Consider the following 19,617-nt stretch of genomic DNA (forward strand, 5'->3'; position numbering starts at 1 on the left):
GCTGGTGGCTGCAGGTGGCGGGCAAGGGCGGCCGCCTGCGCGAGGTCCCGCTGCCGGCGACCCTGATGCGGCAGTTGGCCGAGCACCTGATGACACGGTGCCTGCCCGGTGACCCGCGGCAGGCCGGTGGCGCCGCGTTGCTGGGCGGGGCAACCGATCTGGCCCTCCGTGTGCCGTGGGCCAATCGGCGGACCGTCGATCCGGCCGCGCCGATTGCGGCGAGCACCTTTCATCGACAGATCAAGGCGTTCTTTCGGGGCTGCGCGCAATCCCTCGCGGTCGCGGATCCACCGGCCGCCCGATGCCTGGAGCGCGCCAGTACCCACTGGCTGCGGCATACCCACGCCTCGCATGCGCTTGCCGCCGGGGTGCCGGTCGAGGTCGTGCAGCAGAACCTCGGGCATCGATCGCTGGCCACCACCACGCGCTATGTGCGCACCGAGGCGGCGGCGCGCCGAGCGGCCATGGCGCATTTTTGGGCCGCGCAGTCTACCCAGCGCCCCTGAAGCGGTACCACCGCGCGGACGTCAACGCATGTCGCCCGTCACAACGATGGGAGCGGGCGGCCGTTTAGGGCTCGCAAGATGATGGCATGTGGGGTTTATTGCGGCGCAGCGTTTTCCTGCGGCTCTCCTGCCTGTTTCCGGCGCAATAGTGGTGCCGTGCAGTGGTCCAGGTCGACGCGGCGGCGTCCCTGTGGGCGTGCGTTGGGCACTCCGCATGCTCGTGTGAGATTTCATTGCGCGCCGCATGCCGCGCCTGACAAGGCGTACAAGGTTGTATACGACAGCAGTTTATTTTTTAAAACTATTTGTATCGAAGTTCGGTTTTTGTTTAAAGATTAAAATCGATACAACGAAATTACGTTTTACTGTTACGCACAAAAAATCGCCGGCATGGAAATGCCGGCGATTTTTTCTTGCTATCGCAAAAATGAAGCCTAATCTGAATCGAAATTCTGAACGCCTGTGTCGCCGTCGCGAGCTCCACACTCACGACACCGATTCCGGCATGCGTGCGACTTGGTCGCCAGCTTCTTCTTACTCAACCGTGACAGGCTCAGTATGGAAGACGGTTCGGCCCAGGTCAAGGGAACTTTTTCCCCAAAAAAAGGCGACGTTTACGACGTCGCGACCTGGAAAGGAGCCGCCATCATGCCCAGCGAACACGCTCACCGCTCAGCGACAGATCCTTGGGGCACCCTGCGATGGGTGCCCACGGACTGGGACCGAAGCGCGGCCCCAGCGTCCAGCTATGTTGGCCATTGGTTTTCGCCCACCATGGGTCGGGGTATGTGGCTGCGTGGCCGTCCCGCGCTGGATCTGGTAGGACTCTTCGAGGCTATGGCAGTGCTCGGCCTGATCCAGCGTTATCAGGCGCATCCCGGCCGGATTGAATGGGGCGACACGGTCCACTGCCAGCAATGCCCGGTGACTTTTCTCCTCGAGCGTGTCGAGCGCCCCGACTGTTTGGTCGTGGCGACGCCTCGCCACTGCACTCGGGAGCTGCCGAATCCACTGGTGCTCGATGATGCCGACCAGACGCGCTTGTTCGATCGGATCCAGGTCCGTGCGGCGCAGATCCTGCCTACCGTGCGCAAGGCCATGACGCCTTCGCGCGTTGCGCGACTCGGGACCGATCCCACCTTGCAGCCGCTTGCCGAAACCGTGCGGAAAATTGCCCACGCGCTGCTTCCGTAGCCAATACGGCAAACCACTGACGATGCCACCCCGCAGGGGCGTGCGACAGCGGACATTCACCCCAATAATGGCGCCCGATAACGGCAGCACGCCACCTTCTCGCGTTTGCGGCTAGCGCTCGTGCTCGCATTAGGGGGCGAGATTGAAGCATGTAACGCAGGTACAGCGTCCCTGCATCGGAGACCGTTCATGTCGTCTACCCTCAGTCCCGGTTCCCTCTATCACTACCAGGGTCGGCAATACCAGTTGGAGGCGGTACTGGGCGAGTCCGAGTTGTTGGGGCGAGACCTGGAGTCGGGCGCACGGGCGGTGCATCCGATCGACGCGCATCCCGGATGGGCTCGCCCTGCCACAGGCCGCACGCATCACGCACGACGCGTGGGCGGTGCCGTCCAGCGCAAGGAGACCTTGCGCGTGCACATGTATCTGAAGGGCGTCGCGCAATGCAATGTCGGCTTCTTGCCCAACGCGGACACGCAACGGGCCATTGACCAGATTGCCGCCAAGCTTGAGGATCCGTCGCCGCCATCGAACCATACCCTCTACGATTGGGCCCGAAAGTGGTGGAGATCAGGTGGCGTCTCTGAGGGCATCGCTTCACGTTCGCACGAGCGCGGTGGTAAGGGAGGCAGCCGCTTGCACCCCGCGTGCGAAGCGTTGATCCAGGCCGAAATCGACAAACTGCTCACGCCACGAGACTCCAAACTGCGCCAAGAGTCGATAACCGAAGTGCTGGGACGCATCAACGAGCGGATACGGGCCCATAACGCCGAAGGGTTGGCTCTCGGGGTCGAGGCAGACTGGCCCCTGGTTTCGTCTGCGACCTTTTATCGGCGATATGCGCTACGCCCCGAGTATGACAAGGTCCGCGCCAAGTACGGAAAGGCTTATGCTGATCGCTTGTTTCAAATGTCGCAACACGATCCAGCCACGGATCCTGAGCGCGCATTGCAACTGGGTGAGTTGGATCACACGACGCTGAACGTCATCGTGCGCGACGCGCTGACTGGGGAGCGAATCGGCAGGCCCACACTCACCGCCCTCATATGCGTGACGACGCGGATGGTGCCCGGCTGGCAGATTGGTCTGCGCCCCCCGCGTACCGACGCGGTTCTGCAGACGCTGCGCCACGCCATGCTGGACAAGACCCCAAAGGATGCGGCGGTCATCGCAGAACTTGGCGTCAATCCATGTCAGGGCTTGATCGAGTTCTGGCGCACCGATCGTGCCAGCGAGATGAAAACTCCCGAGGTCGAGAAGGCGTGCGATACCCTGCTGATTGCCTACGAGCTTTGTCCCGCAAGGCGTCCGGAACTCAAGCCCCATATCGAACGGTTCTTCAAGACGGTCAAGGAAACGTTTATAGCTACTCTGCCGGGCGCCACGCTATCGATCCGCATCCGAGGCAAGGAGGTCGAGGTTAAGGACACGGGACTCACGCTGGAAGAGCTCCAGCGTGAGTTCGAGCGGTGGTTGAACCGGGTCTATGCGCAGATGCCGCATGAGGGTCTATACAAGGCGTCGCCGCTCACGGCGTGGCAACGCTGCTGCCGGCTACATCCCCCGCAGCCGGTAGGGGCGGCAGCGGTGATCCACGCAACCCGGCCGACCGATCAATACAGCCTGAGCAAGAGTGGGTTGCGGATGTTTGGCAACCAGCGCTACGCTAGCCGTGAGCTCAATACCTGGCGTCATCAGTATGGGGCGAAACTGAAGGTAGTCGTGCGGGTGGATACCGAGGATATTGGCCATGTCTGGGTCGAACACCCCGGCACTGGACTCGAATACGAAGTATCCAATGTCTGCCCCACCTACGCCAAAGGGGTCACGCTCAAGGCGCACGACCTGGCCCGCAAGTTGAAGCTCTTTCGCAACCGCGATCTGGCGCAGGAGCGTGATGCCAGCAAGGCGCGTGCCGACCTCGCAGCAGTGCTCGCCGACCTGGCAGCCAGCCCGCGCATGCGCGACAGGCAGCGCGCAGCCGCAGCACGGCCTACGTCTCCAAAGGCGCACGACGTTCCGCCCTCCGCCGCGTCTACGCGGACCCCGGGGTCGGACGACGTCCCCTTCGATGCGGCCGATCTCGGCGACGAGTTGCAGACGGTCGACGGATCGACCAGTCTCTACGATGACGATGTGGGGCCACTATGAAGAGACGCGACTATAGTGAGGTCGATGCGGTGAGTCGGGCGATTGACGACGTGATCGTGGCCTACCAGCCTTTCACGGATGTGGTAGAAGCGGTCATCCGCTTTGCGGAGTCGCCCATTCAGCGCGGCTTGAAGATTGTCGGCGAGAGCCGCGTGGGTAAGTCGACGGTGGCCAGTCTGGTCTGTCGGGAACTGAATGCACGCGCGCCCGCAGGTCAAGTATGGGCGTTGGTGATCGAAATTCCCACCAATCCGACGGAGAAGACCATTGTCGAATTGCTCCTCTTTGCCCTGGGGAACGAGCGTGCAGATGGCACCGAGGTCAAGCTGTCCACGCAGTTCATCAAAATCGCCCGGGAATGCGGGCTCAAGCTGGTGTTGATCGACGAGTTCCACCATTTTGTGGAGGGGCGGGCGGGCGTGACGCACCTGGCGCGCGCGGCGAATTCGCTCAAACGTCTCATGAATAGCACGAAGCCAGTCTCTTACGTGGTCGTGGGCCTGCACAAGCTGCTGCGCATCACCGCCACGTGCGAACAACTGCGAGGGCGCCTCACGGCGACCCGAGAGTTGGGGGCGCTCGGCCAGGCGATGCTAGACAACGTGGCAGACGCGAACGTTCGCGACGTGTCGTTCCGGAACTTTCTCAACGTGCTGCGGGCCTTGACGCGGGTGTTGCCGTTTCCGAACGCAAGCGAGTTGTATGGCCCTGAGCTGGGCCGACGTATGCTGTCGGCGGCGCAAGGTCGGCTGGGTTACATCAAACCGTTACTCATCGGTGCTGTCGAGTTGGCTCACCAGCGTGATGAGCGGCTGCTTTCCAGCGAACTGCTCGAGGCGGTATTCACACGCGATATCTGGAGTGATGGCGTCGGCAGCAAGAACCCTTTCAACCCGCACTTTAAATTTGAAGACCAACTCGATGGACCGGGGGAACCGTTTGCGCCGGATGGCGACTGGTGAGGATGCAGCATGCAAGCCGTCAATCTTGTCTATGACTTTCCTGTGCAGCCGGATGAAACCGACAGCAGCTTTCGGCAGCGTGTCCGGGGCGTCCGATCCAGCGCCATATCGATGCCGCCGGGCGAAAGGCACGCAACCAGCTTGGTCGGGGAGGTCGAGTCGCTGAGTGTGGCTTTTCGTGAGCAGATGGGGGGGCAGTGTTGCCCACTATGCCTTGCAGAAAAATCATACTGGCGTGCTGAATGGGAGATTCGTGCTGTACGAGCCTGCCTGTTACATGATTGCTACCTTACGAGTCATTGTTCGGCCTGCGGGCGTCTGCTTGACTGGCATCGGCGCAACGGGCGTTTCAACTGCCTGTGCGGCATGCCGCTGTTCTGCTGCCGTCCAGTGGCCGCGTCTGCCGAGGCACTGGCCTTGACGCGCTTTGTACTGGGTGAGCAACAACCCGCCCGGGAGCTGGTAACGTTGGACCTAGAGGGCCGGTGTCGTTTGGTGCGTGTACTCGGTATGGCGCGGCGCTCGATGCAAGGTGTCGTGCAATCGGGCAGCGGTTTAGTGGGGCTTCAATGGGAAGCTATTGCCGACGCCGCCGGTGCCGTACTTGGTACGGGTATTGATCCTGTCAAGTTCCTGTTCTGTCAATTCGCTACCGCTCTGGATCCCGATGGTGGCGAAACCCACCGTGCGGTGGCATCGGAATTGTTTCGGATCATCGAACGCGAGGTTTCCACTCGACTTGCTCAGCGGGTCCGTCACTGGAGTGCCTATCCCGATGGGTTTGATGATGATGACCGGGTGTACCTTTGCTGGGTGCCGCATATCCTCTGCAGTTACCCGATCGTGAATGAAAAGTTCCTGCGCCGACATCTTGCCATTCCGAGGGAGCAGGCGTGCCACAAGGCGACACGAGTGCCGCTCCGCCAAGTGCTGGATGTACGAGGTCGCTGTATCGAGCGACTGTCAATCCCCATACTACGCGAACGGTGGGGCTTGCCGGCAGTTCAAGTTGCAAAGTTGTTGCGGGCATATGGGGTGCGACGACTGTGGGGGCCTCCTTCATTCTCGGCGGCGGATGTCGAGCACCTGCAGAATCAATTCAAGTGGCACGAAGGCGACGCGCATCCCCAATATTACACATACGACGAGGCGAGAGCGCAGCGAGCTTCGGTTGCACACCTGGACCAGTTATTGTGTAGTGACGGCGCGCGGAGCAGCGCAGATGTAGTCATCTGGCGCTGCGCCGGAAGATGCCAGTTTCTGGTCACACGGGCTGCCATCATGGCGGTCGTAGCGGCGCGCAAGCAGCTACGAGTGGAGCGGTTCACCGTCGTAAGAAGCAAGAAGAAAGATCGACCAGTCGCCTGAGCGTCGGGGATGCTATCGTCGTTCGCCAAAGTGCTCGCAGAGATGCCATTCAACGAGGGCCAGATCGTGAGCCACCTCCAACTGCGACTGGCTAGCGTCAAGAAGGAAGCCGGCATCGCGAACTCGATCGAGGCGAAATGACTGGAAGCACTGTCGGGCGGTCCAGCCGCTATTGCACAACTGGTCAAGGCATCCTAGATCCTGAAAGTGCTTCGAGCATAGGCCGCTGCTGGATGCCTTACAAATCTGCACATGCTCGCGGATTTCGTCCGTTGAGAAGGTCAAAGTTAGCCTCGATAGACGGCAGCCGCAGCACTGCGGGCCGGGAAGAAGCCGACGCAATCTGGCATTTTTTATTTTGAGCCGCATTGAAGTTTGAGTCCGCCGCTATGGAGTCCAATACGGCAATGCTGACGCGCCCGCATTGTCCATGACGATGGCCACGCTTTGCGCCGCTCGAGTAACGGCCACGTAAAAACTCGCTGCAGGGACTGGCTCTAGAGTGGATCCCTGGCGCACGAAGGCTGTGATGCCGGCCGTCGGAACGATGAGCACACGATCAAACGTTGATCCCTTCGCGACCTTGAAGTTCATGAAATCCAAATCGAACTCCTTGCCGGATCCTGCCATGCTCCGCAGGCATTGAGGTGCGAATCGCTCCACGTAAGCCCCCACGTGCTTTTTCATGAGGAGGAATACCCCGTCGTGTTCTGTTTGTACTTCGTTGCGTGACACGGTCGAAGGAAACGCCCAGTTTGCATCGAAAATCGTGTCTGAAAATTCCGCGATCTTCGGGTGGCACCGCCAAGTTTCCACACTTTCAGTGATGGTCAACTTCCCGAGTGTCTCTCTCTCTCGGAACCACTTTACCGCTTCGGCATAGGCATACCGCTTATTTTTGGTACCACGGGGGTTCGTGGCCAGAACTGATTGCCGTATATCGCCGACCATCCGAATCTGAATTGACGAATGCAATAGCGCATCGGCGATCTCCCAGTCATGCGCGCTCAAGTCTTGCACCTCGTCAATCAGTATCTCATCGTACAAGCTCTCCAATCGATGTAGTAAGGCGCCTTTGCTGGCACCTAGCAGTTCGTTGGCGAGGCGCCCGAGTTCACATGCGTAGGCTGCGCCGCTGCGGTCGAGAAATCGCGACAAGCCTTTCGCGTACCTGTCCGGTCGCCCCTCAAAACTGAACCCCAGAACCCGCGCTCCGGGAAACTTGAAGGGGAGAAACGGCTTTGCAAAATGTCGTAACAGGAAGGTGAACCATCCCATGACTTCGATGCCCAGGTGATCGCCCGCTCGTTGCCCGAGCCGGCGTCGGAGTTCCTCCTGATTTGCCTGGGTAAAGGTCAGGACGAGGACGCGGCGCTCCGGAAGAAGCCGTGCGCAATGCTCGACGATACCTTGGGTCTTCCGCGAGCCAGCAACGGCCAGAGTGAGCTGGTTAGCCATGGATGAACGCCGCGGCCTGGCGCATGTACTTGGGTGGCGTAAGCTTGCTCGTTGCGTTGGCGATGCGGAACGCCGTCTCGGTTTTCTCCCGGCTCATCCATTTGTGTAGATCTGCGCTCGCCGTGATGCCAAGTAGGCTGCGCAATGTCGCCTCGCCATTGTGGTGGATGATTTGCGGTTCCAGGGTGTGGCCGTGGGCGACTTCCCCAATGAACAGCTCACGCCTTCCCGGACTGAGCCACGCATCAACGCTTGTGGACAGCTCGGCCGGGTCCGTGCCATCGTTGTCGCGCATGGCGGCCACCGGTTTATCCAGCGCGGCGCAGAATTCAAGGCAGCGCGCCAGCGACAATCCCCGCATGCTGATCACGTCGATGCCCAATTCCATAGGGCGCTTCCCAAACAGGTCCTTGAAGAATCGCTCGAAAACGATCTCGTCGGAGGGCCCTTCCACGAGGACGATCTTCTTGGCCAAGGCCATGCGCAACGTGTCATAGCCGGGAAGGCGCTGAAAATACGAGACGGTTTCGGGATCTAGCGTCGTAATCTTCGACGTCTTGCCGTGTGCCAGGAGCAGAATGGCATCGAGACCAAGGCGGTTCAGAACGAAGGTGCTGTGCGTGGTGATGAACAGCTGCTGATGGTCGCCAGTGAGCGCCTCGATCCGCGAGAGGAGCGTGGTCAGGCTGGTATGGGAAAGGTGATTCTCTGGCTCCTCGATCATGACGAACGCGGCGTGGCCGGCATTGCGGTTCAGGGCCAGCGAGATCTTGATCGCGGCCTGTTGGCCCTGTCCGGACATCGAGAACGGTACATCGTTGACATGGGGGGTCACCACGCCGTCCCAGGCGGTTCGCGCGCTTTGATCCATGGCCAGCGAGATCGGCTGATCGTGCAAGGAGGCGTGGATCGTGCCGATGCGCTTGTTGATCGCGTCCAGCGCCGTGGTCGACATAGTCGCCTTCAGCTCGCGGTAGGCCAGGGACACGGCGGCACGCTCCGGCGGGTCGAGATGGTCGCCAAGGATCTGTCGCAGGTGATAGTCAACGCCGCTCGAGGAGCGAACGGTCCGCGAGTCGATAATGGCCGCCGCCAATTGCCGGGGGCGATTGGTGATGCGCTCGTCGGCGAAGGAGCGCCAGTCAACAAGGTAGAACTCGACCGGCAACAGGGAGGAAGGCTTGGCCATCCACTCGGCCAGCTCGTCCGCATAGTCGGGATTCGGCATGATCCGCAGCGACAGGCCTGGGCAGGCCAGGGTCGGCACGTCGGTATTGATAGCGCCGCAAAGCCGTTGCAACTCGGGCTTGTCCGCGAAGTACAGTTCGATGTGGATCTCGGGAAACCGAGGCCGTTCACCGCGCTCGATCTTGGCAACGAAATCGGCCACCACTCCGGCGTTAAACCAGTGCGGGTTTAGCTCTTCGCTTGCGCTGCGGCCACCGATGCGCCCGGTAAGGGCGAGCGCGATGGCTTCCATCAGTGTCGATTTGCCGGCTTCGTTGCCCCCCACTATCAGATTGAGCTTTGGGTTGGGCGACAGCGTGAAGTCCGTGTAGATACGGTATCCGCGGATCTTGATTTTGGTAATCAACCGACACCCCGCCTCGAAGTTTGTTGGGAGGATTATAGGGCACATGCCGACGGGGTGATCGCCCGTTTGCATGGACACTTGGAGGCAGGCGTGAGCAAGCTGAACCTTTGGCGAACCGACGTCAGGCGCAGTCCATTCAACTCAAAATCACTGCAAGATAAGTCGTCCTATTCTGCTCGCGTGCTGGTGCATAGGGCGCTGGGTTGTGGAGACTGCGCGGCATCGTGTCATCAAGGCCCGGGTGCTCACGGCATTCCTCGGCCCCAGCGCAGTTTCGCTGTGGGTTACCTACGGCCACTTGTGAGTCCACGAGAAGCCACGGCTAATCGATCTTCCCAAATCTGCATCTTTCTTTGATACGACAGTCCCAATGTGGCAAGGATTTGTGAGAATCCTTAGTGAGTTCAGTGATTCATCGATTCGCAATGCCTTGATTTTTATGGGGAACGTGTTGGCGGCGTCTTTGAGAATGGACAGACAATTGTCCATTCTCAGAGTAATGGCCCAAATTCTCAAGGTACCTTGCAACGATTCTCAGAGTTAGTGCTCAAATTTGCGCGCGGCTAGCGTGGCGAGAAGGCTTGGGTGCTGGGTGGTGAGATGCGCATCAATTCGCCATGATGGGGACCGTGCTGCGTCGATGGTTCTTACGGAGAAAGTGTCGGCGGCATCTGGACGCAATCTCACAGTATGTTTTTGCGTCTCATTGTCTTCAGTGTACGTGTTATGTATAATTCCAGCGCACAGACGTAGACGTACCCGATCAACCCAAACAAGGAGGTCATCCATGCTGCCCATGGACGCCAAAAAGAACGCCGACTCCTATTCGTATCCCAATGGGATGCTGAACTCGGGATACGTCGGCGGCGTGCTTCGCAACCCAGATCCTGTCAACGGCATCTGCTATATCCAGCAGACCCGAAACGAGAATCACATGTTGCCGATCGCGTTCGACCCAAAGAAAACGCCGCTTCCTCGCAACATTCAGGAAGGGGACCTGATCTTCGCAATCTGCCACGCTTCGGGTGAGCGCAAGGAAGACCAGCGCATCGTCCACATGAAGAGCATCTCGTTCGAACAGCCGAACACCATGCACCTGGACAAGCGCTTCGCCGATGACCTGCTACGCAAATGGGGTTCGCTCGTCCACGCCGCGGCGAAGGACTCAGGCACCCCGGATTCGATTCGCAAGCTGGAAGAGGAGTTTGGCCGCCCGAGTGATACTCAGGCTCGGCTCGACAGCATAGACTGGCGTGTTCTTGGGCTGAATAAGAACGCTACCAACACCGTCCGGCTCGCCGGCTTCATTCAGGCCAAAAGTCTGGAGCAGAATCGTGTCGGCCCCGATGGCAAGCCCCTGAACGATCGACTGGTCGTCCTGCTTCGCCAGACAAAGGACCCGGACAAGTCGATCGCGATCCGCTGGTACAGCAAGAACCTGCGGCCCTTGGCCGAGAAGCTGCATCGCGGTATCCCTATTTCCGTGAGTGGTGAGTTCCGACTGGACGTGAAGGCCATTGCGCCGCCCGATCCGGACAGCGGCATTGCACCGGTTTCGTCGATTCCATTCATCCAGGCGAAGGATTTCCCTTCCCCTGTCGCACCGGGTTCCGATCTCATTCGGGTCATTCCCAGCTGGGCCGCTGAACTCTTCGAACGCCCCACGCAACGCGAAGTCGAAGCCAGCGCCACGTCATCGGACGCCGAGCGCCAAGCGCTTTTCGCCGCTATTCAACCATCTGCAACCTGACAGGGGGATGTGAGCCGCACGGGCGCCGCGCAACGCGGCGTCCTCTCCGATCGCTCGATCTGAGATGAGCCGCGCTCATTGCTTCGCCTGGCGGCCCAACCCCGTTCCCGTCACTAGCAGGACCTTCCGAGACCTAAATCTGGGTCACCTGGCCCACCAAACTCACTCGCGGACCTCAAGCGCCGCTCACAGGACAGACCAGCCGATGGGCAAACACCTCATCATTGCCGAGAAGCCTTCAGTTGCAAAAGATATCGCCCTCTCCCTGGGAGGGTTCGGGCGCGTTGAGAACTGGCTGGAGAGCCCCGAGGCCGTCATTACGGCCGCGCAAGGCCATCTCGTCGAGGTGTTCTCAAGCGAGATGGCGACGTCAGGAAAGAGCCTAGAGACGTTGCCGGTGATTCCATCGAAGTTCGAGCTCCGCGTCATCGAACTAGCGAACAAGCCGCAAGCCTTTCAGCAGATCAAGCGTTTGATGGCTCGCAACGATATTGACCGCATCGTCAATGCTTGTGATTCCGGGAGAGAAGGAGAGCTGATCTTCCGCCTCATTTACGACCTGGCCGAATGCAAGAAGCCCGTCATGCGCATGTGGTTCAACTCGATGACGAGCGAAGCAATTCGAGACGCCTACCGAGGGATGCTGCCAGCCTCTCGGTTCGATGCCCTGGCGGACGCCGCCTACTGCCGGACTGAGGGCGACTACCTGGTCGGGATCAACGGCTCGCGAGGTGTTACCCGCCTGTACGAGCGTCAGACGTCGAAAGCCGAGATCCGTTCGGTCGGGCGGGTCCAGACACCGACGGGCGCGCTTGTATACGATCGCGAGGTGGCGATCCGGACCTTTAAAGCGAAGGACTACTGGGAAGTGCACGGACAGTTCCGTGTCGCAGCCGGCAGCTACATCGGAAAATGGATCGCACCGGAGCGTGAAATCCCGCCTGACGCGCCGGAAGGCGGCTCAGATGGCCAGGCCGAGCTCGACCACCAGTATCGGCTTTTTGAGAAGGGCAGGGCAGAAGCAATCCTCACTCGCTGCACCGGCGTTGCCCCGTCCGTCGTAAAGCAAGAATCGAAGCCGGCGACCAAAGGCTCCCCGAAACTCTATGACCTGACCCTGCTTCAGCGCGAGGCAAACAAGAAACTCGGGTTGACTTCGAAGCAGACGGACACTATCGCGCAGGCCCTGTACGAGAAACACAAGGTCACGACCTATCCCCGAACAGATTCCTGCTTCTTGCCAGAGGACTACATAGCTAAGGCCACATCTGTCATTGGGGCCCTGGTAGAGACGCCATACCGTGACCATGCTACTCGCATCCTCTCGAACGGTTGGGTCAAGCCTGACAAGCGAATCTTCGACAACTCGAAGATCAGCGATCACTTCGCGATCATCCCGACCGGCAAGATCCCTGAAGGGCTCTCCCCCGATGAAGAGAAGGTCTATGACCTTGTCGTGAAGCGATTCTTGAGCGTCTTCCACCCAGCGGCTCAGTACGAAGTAACGACGCGGCTTACGATTGTCGCTGGCCAGCACTTCAAGTCCAGTGGCCGCGTTCTGGTCCATCCAGGTTGGCTCGCCGTCTACGGCACCCAGATCCAAGATGATGACACGAAGATCCCGGCATTGACAAAGTATGTCCCAGGTGAGTCCGTGTCAACCGAGGGCATGGAGCTGAAGACTCTCAAGACGAAGCCTCCTGTGCGCTATACCGAAGACACACTTCTCGGTGCTATGGAAGGCGCCGGAAAACTCGTTGACGACGAGGAACTCCGGGAGGCCATGAAGGAGCGCGGGCTGGGAGCGCCATCAACACGCTCCGCCATTATTGAGGGGCTTCTTGCGACCAGGGATGGCCGCGATCGGCCAATGGAGCCCTATCTCCGACGAGACGGGAAGACCCTTGTGCCGAGCCAGAAGCTAATGAGCTTGATCGCATTCCTGCGAGAGAATGGCCTCGACCGCCTCACGTCGCCGGCTTTGACTGGCGAATGGGAACACAAGCTTCGCCTGATGGAACGAGGCGAGTACCTGCGGCCGGCCTTCAATTCGGAGATCTCCGAATTCACACGCCATATCATCAAAGCCATCAGAGAGCAGGCCGCTCAGGTTGTAGTGAAAAAGCTCAATGGAAAGTGTCCGAACTGTGGTGGCGAAATTTCGGTTGGCGCCCGATCGTTCGACTGCGAGTCTGGCTGCGGACTCCGGTTCTGGCGTGAGATCGCCGGACGCCCCTTGAAGCCTCAGGAGGTTGAAGCTCTTCTTGCCAAAGGGACGGTCGAAAACCTCTCGGGGTTCGTCAGCTCCAGCAAGAAGCGCTTCACGGCGGGGCTAACGCTCACGGAGGACTTCAAACTGAAGTTTGTGTTCGATGAGACCGCGCAGTCAAAGGACGCGTCCGGAGCGCCGGTGCATTGTCCCTCGTGCGAAAGACTGATGCGCAGGTTCAAAGGAGCAAACGGTTTCTTCTGGTCATGCACAGATCGTGAGAACTGCAAGACAACCTTAGACGACAAGGCAGGCAACCCAGTGGCCAATGCCGCTGCCCGGCCGTGTCCAAAGTGCGGTCACGACATGAACCGCATTCCCTGGCAGAAGCGCCATTTCTGGGCTTGCTCAGATCGGGAGCAATGCAAGCACACCATGGACGACAAGGATGGTGTCCCGGTGGAGAAGGCACAGTCGTTTCCTTGCCCTAACTGTTCGAAGCCCATGTATCGCCGCCAGCGCCGCAACCAGAAAGGTCATTTCTGGGGATGCAGTGGTTACCAGAAAGACGGTAGCGGCTGCAGCTGCATGCTCGAAGACAGAGACGGGAAACCGGTCCCAAAGGCCACCGCTCGGGGTATCCAAGACGATAGGACATTCCTGTGAACTCAAAGAACCGGATCTTTCGTGCTGCTGTGCTCGTCTTCGGCTTCTGGTGGATGGTCTTCACCCTCTTGGAGTTTGGTGGCGCCCCGTTAGAAGTCATCAGAAACTGGGGATACGTTTCCTACTCTTTTGGGTACTGGTTCGCTGGCTCAATTGGCGGCCTGGCTCTCGGGATCTGGCTCATCTGGTTTGAGCGGGTCCAGGCGGTGAACCGCCTATTCAAAGGCATGGGAGGAAACGCTATCAATGGCATCCAGTCAACGCTCGGACTGGTCCCAATGCTCGCCCCCCCGTCAGCACGCATCGATAGCGAATCCAAGCGGCTCCCAATGCAAAGCAAGGCGGTGAAGGATTGGCTGGAGCTCGCCAAGACCAATCATCCTCAGCATGCGGCATTCTTCCTTGCAGTGTGGGATATCTACTCCGCAAACAAGGAGCATCCCGCTACGCATAGGAAGGGTGGCCACGCGAACCGGAAACTCTGGCAGCACTGTCTAGCCGTTACCGAGACTGCCTTCGTAGAGAGCTCGACATGGAAATACGATGGCGTGTACGTGAAAAAGCGCGGTAAGGCTAAGATACTGCTTCTCAGCAAGCGCAATCCCGAGTACGAGTTCGACGCAGCGGACCCACTTATCCCCATCATTGCGCTTGCGCATGATTTCGGGAAGCTCGAGGCATATAAGATTGGGGACGATGGCCAGATCGTTACTTTGGAGGAAGGGTCGAGCACCGATCACGACGACGATCGCGTGTTTCACGATTCCCTTGGCGCCCGGATGCTCGCGCGACTTCCCGAGTACTGGCAGCTTCCCCCACGAGACCGCCGAGCCATTAACTTTGTGATTGGCCATTACCACCACCCCAGCGCCTTCCCCGTTGATGCGAACGGCTTCGCCCTTGACGATCGCATGTCCGCGCTGATGGAGTTCCTGATCTACGTCGACAAGAAGACGGGTATGCAGGAAAGTGGCCGCGACCTGCTCGAAGAGGACGACGAGATTACCGAGGAGCAATCGGAGTCGATCTACAAGGCCTTTGTCGAGGTCATCACCCAGTTTGGCCGCGTGAATGGCACCGGCAATAAGAGCACCGACGCCAGTTTGAAGATCGCCCAAAAGCACGACGGCTTGATCGTCGTGAAGGAGCTTGAGTTGCGTCGACTCATCTTGGCGAAGCTGGGCATATCGCTGGACGACAGTGACTCGCGCTACCGGGTAACCATGAGCCTGCTGTACACCTTGGGCGAGAAGGGGCTTCTGTATGACAAGCACAATGGAATTGACTTCTCGCGCTACCACCCCATGCATTCGGTGTCGTTCCGCAGCAGCAAGAACGGTCAGCATATCGCTACGTGGGAACCCGTCATCATCTTCCGACCGCTGACGAAGACGCAGGAGTTCGCAGAACTTGGTGGTCTGCCAAACTTTGGCTCACGAATGGTGATCAACAAGCCCATCTACACGCACAACCCTGGTATTCGCGATGCTGAGGCATTGCGCGAGCTGGTGCGGCGTGCGTTTGGCGAAGATGTGGCCCGCAACATCTACATATCGGGCCGCCAGGAAACTAAAACGGAAACAAGGGTTCGAGAACAGAAGGTCGAAACGGCAGGCGGCGAACCTGAAGGACTCGAACCGATGGCGCCAACAAGCCTTGCGGCAGTTCCGGCAGAATCCTCCTCTGCAGCCCTCAAGCCGTCAATGGCGGAGCAAGAGCTGGCACCTGCCGGGCGGTCTCGCGTCATCACGGAGAATCAGTCGCCGCCAGCTCCAACGGAGCCGCTTAGGAACGATGCGGCAACAGAACATGTGGATGCGGACGATATCCCGTCGCTCGAGGACACTGCCGCGCTCGAAGGCGCGATCGCATGCCCGGAGATTGGTGGAAGCGCGGACGAAGCTGATCCTTTCAGCGGGTTGCTACCTTCCTCACCAGGCGCCGGAAACAATGGTGACGCTTCCGTATTTGATGGCAACGACTTTGCCGACTTTCCGGCGGCGCCAAAACCGGCCGCGGACAACGAGAGTGCGGCGCCTGGTCAACCCATGCCTGAAGGCGATGAGCGGCCCATCATCGCTGACAGACCCGGTGTCGCGATTCCCGACAAGGATCGACCGAATGCCATGAAACGCCGCACCACCGAGGAAACCAAAGAAGCCCTTGCCGCTTTCGATAACTTCGCACCACCGACGTTCGCCGCACGAACGTCAAAGCGTGCAGCCCGCCGAGAAAATTCGGAAGACGCGCTGACGACCATGCTCGCGCTTATTGGAAGCAGCAAGCTGCCCGTGTGCGGGCGGATGAACGGATACGCCTACGTCTTGGTTTCGGACGTCGCGGACGTCGCACCTACCATCGATCTCGAGCAACTTGTCAAAGCGCGCGGACTGCCCACCGCCGAGCCGGCCGCTGGCAAGAAAATGGTTGGAATTCCGGAGTAGCAGATGGATCTCGAGAAGCCAACCAACGCTCGCGAGCAGATGCCTTCGGTTACCGAGTTCATCGATTCCCTGCGGAAGACATTCGGCAAGGAAGAGATCGACGCGTCGATCAAAACGGGGCTTCGTAACGGATCGTTCTTTGCCATCGAGAATGGCTACGTCGTCGGCACGCCTCCCCCGCATGCCTTGCTCGAGTACGAACGACGCCAGAAGGCCGCGGAGCGGCAGGTTCATTCGGACGAGAGCTCCCACAACCCCACGAATAGCGGGGCGTTGGTGCGTCCCCAACAATCGATTTAGACTATTTAGGCGTGTGCGTACGTGTTATGCTTCGCGCAGATGACGCAAAGTGGACATGCGGCATCCGGCAGGAGGCGGCCCCCTCCCATACGGGGGTGTTGGAGTCATGACGGGAGGCCGTTATCACATCTGCCAAATTCAGCATAAATGGGAAGAAGTCGGTTCATATAACAACAGGAGAAGTCGTCGCTATGCGCATTCAGCGTACTTTGTCAAACAAGAAAGGGGCTCTGGCACTGGCCGTCTTGGTCGCTGCCCTCGCAGGTTGTGGTGGTGGTGATGGCGCGGAAACGCCTCAGGCCCAGGCCAACCCGCAGTTTCCCAACTCACCGGCGACCGGCACACCGGAGTCACCGACCACGCCGGTCACGCCGGGCAAACCCACCAGCCTGGTGGCGCCGTCCTGCCTGAACTGCGGCGCGGTTGACTCGAGTACGTACGCCGGCACCGGCGTCGGCGTGTGGCAGGCCACGAATGCCACCTCAGCTGCCGCCGATGTGCCCGTCAGCATTGATGGCCTAACCGGTCAGGACGTGACGCTTGTCTTCACGAACGAGAGCGGCGTCGCGCAGCCCATGCCTGCGATTTCGCTGACGGCCTCCCGCTTCCCGTCGGTCGCAGCAAGCCAGCTGCGTTGGCAAGACCCCGCCACCGATGCCAAGCAACGCATCGGCGAGTTCAACCGAAACGGCTGGGCAGCCCTTGCCGGTAGCCAAGGCACCGGACCGCGATACTCGATGTCCAGCGGGCCGAGCAAGTCCGTTGTGAATGACACGCGCGACTGGTTTAACGAGGACAACTCGGTCCGATCAACAACCTTGGTTCGCCAGGCAACGACGACCGACGGTGTCACGGTGAACTTCTGGGTGGAGAACTCCGAGAACGGCCCGACGAAAGTGAGTTCAGCGATCATCGACCAGCTCGCCGACCGCTTTGCATCTGCCGGCAAGGTCTACGACATGCTGAAGGATGTCGGCGGCCCGCTGTGGGGCTCGCACAACTACTCGAACCTTATTTCGGGCACTGGCCAGCCGATCGATATCGTCATTCTGAACTTCGATCACAACAACGCCCCGTACGGGATGACAGGCTACTTCTACGCGCGAAATGCCATTGCTAAGAGCGCGTCGAACCCGTACAGCAACGAATCCCTGTCGCTGTATCTGGACTCGGAAACGCTGTACCTAGACGGAGCCACCGGCCTGACGGAAGTGGTGATGACGATGGCGCATGAAGGCACCCATGCTCAGAATTTCTATCGGCGTGGCGTTCTCGGCGGCGTGCAGTATATGTTCGCGACTTGGCTGGAAGAAGCCACTGCGATGATGATGGAAGACTTCGCCAGCGCAACGCTCGATCCCGGCCACAACCCCATCCGAGACGTTCGCTTCTATGACTACGTCAAGTACAAGGGCGGCAGCTACAACTGCAGCCTGCTGGACTGGACGCCGTTCAGCGCATCGTGCGATAGCTACTCCGTGTCTGGCTCGTTCGGCGGGTTCTTGAATCGCCAACTTGGCTTACGCCTTTACAAGTCCTTGCTGGGGAACATGAGTTCGACGAATTCGGTCGACGTGCTGGATACCGTCATCAAGACGAATTTCCCCGGCACGAGCTTCGTGGGGCAATTCCGCCGATTCTCGGCAACGGCGGGAGCGTTGATTCCTGCAGCGACGAGCCCCAACGGCTTTGGTTTCCCGGCTCGCTCCGACAACGGGTACAACATTCCGGCCATCGATCCGACGGCCTACGCGCCGTACCGGACGCTCACTCAGACGGTGCCCACCACGCTCCAGGCATATGCGAGCCTGCCCGTCGTGCGGCAAGCTGTGAAGGGTCGATACACCGAGACGGTTAAAGTACCGGCCGGCACGACTCTTGCCGTTGTGATCCATTAATAGCAGGAAGCCTTAGCAGCTAGCGACTGGCGTTCAGAAGTCGAAAGGCCCCACGACCTCACGGTTCGTGGGGCCTTTGTGCTTCAGGGGGGAAGTTTCGGCGCTTCAACGCATTCCCCTCGTACAGCGAGGAACCACGTCATGCCGCTGCGTTCACCACAACGTTCCGCTGGCTCCTACCACCTCTAATCCGGCGCAGGATGCGCTCCAGTCCGCGACATACTTTGCCCCAAAGGTATGACCCGACGATCAGTCCCACAAGGAGGCTGTAAACTCCCTTGGCGTGCCTTCCGCCTATGATCGTCGATCAACCACTGGTGGAACTCCCAACCTACTCCCAAGCGCAGCCAAAGGAAAGTTCCGAGCACGAAAACAAGCTCTGCTTGCGATGCATGGACACGACAACACCGGGACATCCTGTAACGCGTATACTCAAAAAAGGCCTTGAAAACGCGCGTCATCATGGCAATATCACGGGCAGTGTCGCGCCCGAGCAGATCGCCAGTGCGTTGGCACGCTAAACCTCTGAGACTACGAACCGAAAATGGCTACCAAAGCTAAGACGACTGCCAAGGCCGCTGCGAAGCCGGCCGCCAAGCCTGCGGCCAAGAAGGCTGCTGTGAAGACTCCTGCGAAGGCAGCACCGAAGGCCGCCGCTGCGGCACCGGTGGTCAAGCCGCTAAAGGAGACGTTTAACAAGTCGAGTCTGCTCGCCCACCTGATCGCCCAGACTGAACTGGACAAGAAGACCGTGCAGACTGTGCTGGCTCATCTCGAGAACACCATCGTGAGCGCCATCCACAAAAAGGGCGCTGGGGAGTTCACTTTGCCGGGCCTGTTCAAGGTGGCCGCTATCCAGGTTCCTGCCACGAAAAAGCGTTTCGGAAAGAATCCCTTCACTGGTGTAGACCAATGGTTCGCCGCCAAGCCGGCATCGGTCAAGGTGAAGGTGCGTCCGCTGAAGAAGCTCAAGGACGCCGCAGCCTAATCACAGGCAGCACGTTCAGAACAGGGCGACCGATGGTCGCCCTTTTTCGCTTTTGTGGAGGCCGTGTTTCCACCAGCCTTTCCAGATTGGCTTTAGGAGCCAGGGGCTCCAAACATCTTGCGCACCATC

At 59.5% G+C, this 19,617-nt stretch carries 15 protein-coding genes; 13 read left to right on the forward strand and 2 right to left on the reverse strand.

Annotated elements, in window-relative coordinates; translation table 11 throughout:
• The 6 genes from FFS21_RS13480 to FFS21_RS32690 form a co-directional block, all read left to right on the forward strand.
• Positions 1–506, forward strand: a 506-nt coding sequence (locus FFS21_RS13480; RefSeq protein ID WP_137925334.1) for a tyrosine-type recombinase/integrase, incomplete at its 5' end; no start/stop codon positions are given.
• A 516-nt stretch (positions 507–1,022) separates the two neighbouring features.
• Positions 1,023–1,700, forward strand: coding sequence for a hypothetical protein (locus tag FFS21_RS13485; protein WP_133258068.1), 678 nt, complete (start codon positions 1,023–1,025; stop codon positions 1,698–1,700).
• Between the two features lie 189 nt (positions 1,701–1,889).
• Positions 1,890–3,851, forward strand: coding sequence for a TnsB C-terminal domain-containing protein (locus tag FFS21_RS13490; protein WP_017513710.1), 1,962 nt, complete (start codon positions 1,890–1,892; stop codon positions 3,849–3,851).
• Positions 3,848–4,813, forward strand: coding sequence for a TniB family NTP-binding protein (locus FFS21_RS13495; protein WP_017513709.1), 966 nt, complete (start codon positions 3,848–3,850; stop codon positions 4,811–4,813). Before FFS21_RS13490 ends, FFS21_RS13495 begins: the two co-directional genes overlap by 4 nt.
• A gap of 9 nt (positions 4,814–4,822) precedes the next feature.
• Positions 4,823–6,181 carry a TniQ family protein gene (locus FFS21_RS13500; protein WP_111733677.1) on the forward strand — a complete coding sequence of 453 codons (1,359 nt, stop codon included), beginning with the start codon at positions 4,823–4,825 and terminating at the stop codon, positions 6,179–6,181.
• A gap of 9 nt (positions 6,182–6,190) precedes the next feature.
• On the forward strand, positions 6,191–6,322 hold the full coding sequence (locus tag FFS21_RS32690; protein ID WP_017513707.1) for a hypothetical protein: 132 nt from the start codon (positions 6,191–6,193) through the stop codon (positions 6,320–6,322).
• 246 nt (positions 6,323–6,568) lie between these two features.
• Here the strand turns inward: FFS21_RS32690 and FFS21_RS13505 are convergent, their stop codons facing one another.
• Complete coding sequence (locus FFS21_RS13505) at positions 6,569–7,639, reverse strand: UvrD-helicase domain-containing protein (protein ID WP_017513706.1); 1,071 nt, start codon at positions 7,637–7,639, stop codon at positions 6,569–6,571.
• The gene (locus tag FFS21_RS13510) at positions 7,632–9,233 is read right to left on the reverse strand and encodes an ATP-dependent nuclease (RefSeq protein ID WP_024569973.1); all 1,602 of its coding nucleotides are present in this window, start codon (positions 9,231–9,233) and stop codon (positions 7,632–7,634) included. The genes FFS21_RS13505 and FFS21_RS13510 overlap by 8 nt, the downstream gene beginning before the upstream one ends.
• Positions 9,234–10,020: 787 nt before the next feature.
• Between FFS21_RS13510 and FFS21_RS13515 the strand changes: the two genes are divergently transcribed.
• The 7 genes from FFS21_RS13515 (at position 10,021) to FFS21_RS13545 (ending at position 19,488) form a co-directional block, all read left to right on the forward strand.
• Entirely contained in the window at positions 10,021–10,983 is a 963-nt protein-coding gene (locus tag FFS21_RS13515; protein WP_104670297.1) for a hypothetical protein, read from the forward strand.
• Between the two features lie 205 nt (positions 10,984–11,188).
• On the forward strand, positions 11,189–13,858 hold the full coding sequence (locus tag FFS21_RS13520) for a DNA topoisomerase (protein WP_104670298.1): 2,670 nt from the start codon (positions 11,189–11,191) through the stop codon (positions 13,856–13,858).
• Complete coding sequence (locus tag FFS21_RS13525; protein WP_104670299.1) at positions 13,855–16,302, forward strand: hypothetical protein; 2,448 nt, start codon at positions 13,855–13,857, stop codon at positions 16,300–16,302. The genes FFS21_RS13520 and FFS21_RS13525 overlap by 4 nt, the downstream gene beginning before the upstream one ends.
• A 3-nt stretch (positions 16,303–16,305) precedes the next feature.
• Complete coding sequence (locus FFS21_RS13530) at positions 16,306–16,602, forward strand: hypothetical protein (protein ID WP_104670300.1); 297 nt, start codon at positions 16,306–16,308, stop codon at positions 16,600–16,602.
• A gap of 191 nt (positions 16,603–16,793) precedes the next feature.
• On the forward strand, positions 16,794–18,500 hold the full coding sequence (locus tag FFS21_RS13535) for a M30 family zinc metallopeptidase (protein WP_104670301.1): 1,707 nt from the start codon (positions 16,794–16,796) through the stop codon (positions 18,498–18,500).
• Between the two features lie 296 nt (positions 18,501–18,796).
• Entirely contained in the window at positions 18,797–19,021 is a 225-nt protein-coding gene (locus tag FFS21_RS32010) for a hypothetical protein (RefSeq protein ID WP_104670302.1), read from the forward strand.
• Positions 19,022–19,044: 23 nt separating this feature from the next.
• The gene (locus FFS21_RS13545; RefSeq protein WP_011514853.1) at positions 19,045–19,488 is read left to right on the forward strand and encodes an HU family DNA-binding protein; all 444 of its coding nucleotides are present in this window, start codon (positions 19,045–19,047) and stop codon (positions 19,486–19,488) included.
• Positions 19,489–19,617: the final 129 nt, after the last annotated feature.

The organism is Cupriavidus sp. 2SB (assembly GCF_005503625.1).
In the GTDB taxonomy this organism is placed as follows: Bacteria; Pseudomonadota; Gammaproteobacteria; order Burkholderiales; family Burkholderiaceae; genus Cupriavidus.

Bases quoted from the DNA above. Each gene is read 5' to 3' on its own strand.
- FFS21_RS13490 (WP_017513710.1), top strand. From the start codon at position 1,890: ATGTCGTCTACCCTCAGTCCCGGTTCCCTCTATCACTACCAGGGTCGG.
- FFS21_RS13495 (WP_017513709.1), top strand. From the start codon at position 3,848: ATGAAGAGACGCGACTATAGTGAGGTCGATGCGGTGAGTCGGGCGATT.
- FFS21_RS13500 (WP_111733677.1), top strand. From the start codon at position 4,823: ATGCAAGCCGTCAATCTTGTCTATGACTTTCCTGTGCAGCCGGATGAA.
- FFS21_RS32690 (WP_017513707.1), top strand. From the start codon at position 6,191: ATGCTATCGTCGTTCGCCAAAGTGCTCGCAGAGATGCCATTCAACGAG.
- FFS21_RS13505 (WP_017513706.1), bottom strand. From the start codon at position 7,639: ATGGCTAACCAGCTCACTCTGGCCGTTGCTGGCTCGCGGAAGACCCAA.
- FFS21_RS13515 (WP_104670297.1), top strand. From the start codon at position 10,021: ATGCTGCCCATGGACGCCAAAAAGAACGCCGACTCCTATTCGTATCCC.
- FFS21_RS13520 (WP_104670298.1), top strand. From the start codon at position 11,189: ATGGGCAAACACCTCATCATTGCCGAGAAGCCTTCAGTTGCAAAAGAT.
- FFS21_RS13530 (WP_104670300.1), top strand. From the start codon at position 16,306: ATGGATCTCGAGAAGCCAACCAACGCTCGCGAGCAGATGCCTTCGGTT.
- FFS21_RS13535 (WP_104670301.1), top strand. From the start codon at position 16,794: ATGCGCATTCAGCGTACTTTGTCAAACAAGAAAGGGGCTCTGGCACTG.
- FFS21_RS32010 (WP_104670302.1), top strand. From the start codon at position 18,797: ATGATCGTCGATCAACCACTGGTGGAACTCCCAACCTACTCCCAAGCG.
- FFS21_RS13545 (WP_011514853.1), top strand. From the start codon at position 19,045: ATGGCTACCAAAGCTAAGACGACTGCCAAGGCCGCTGCGAAGCCGGCC.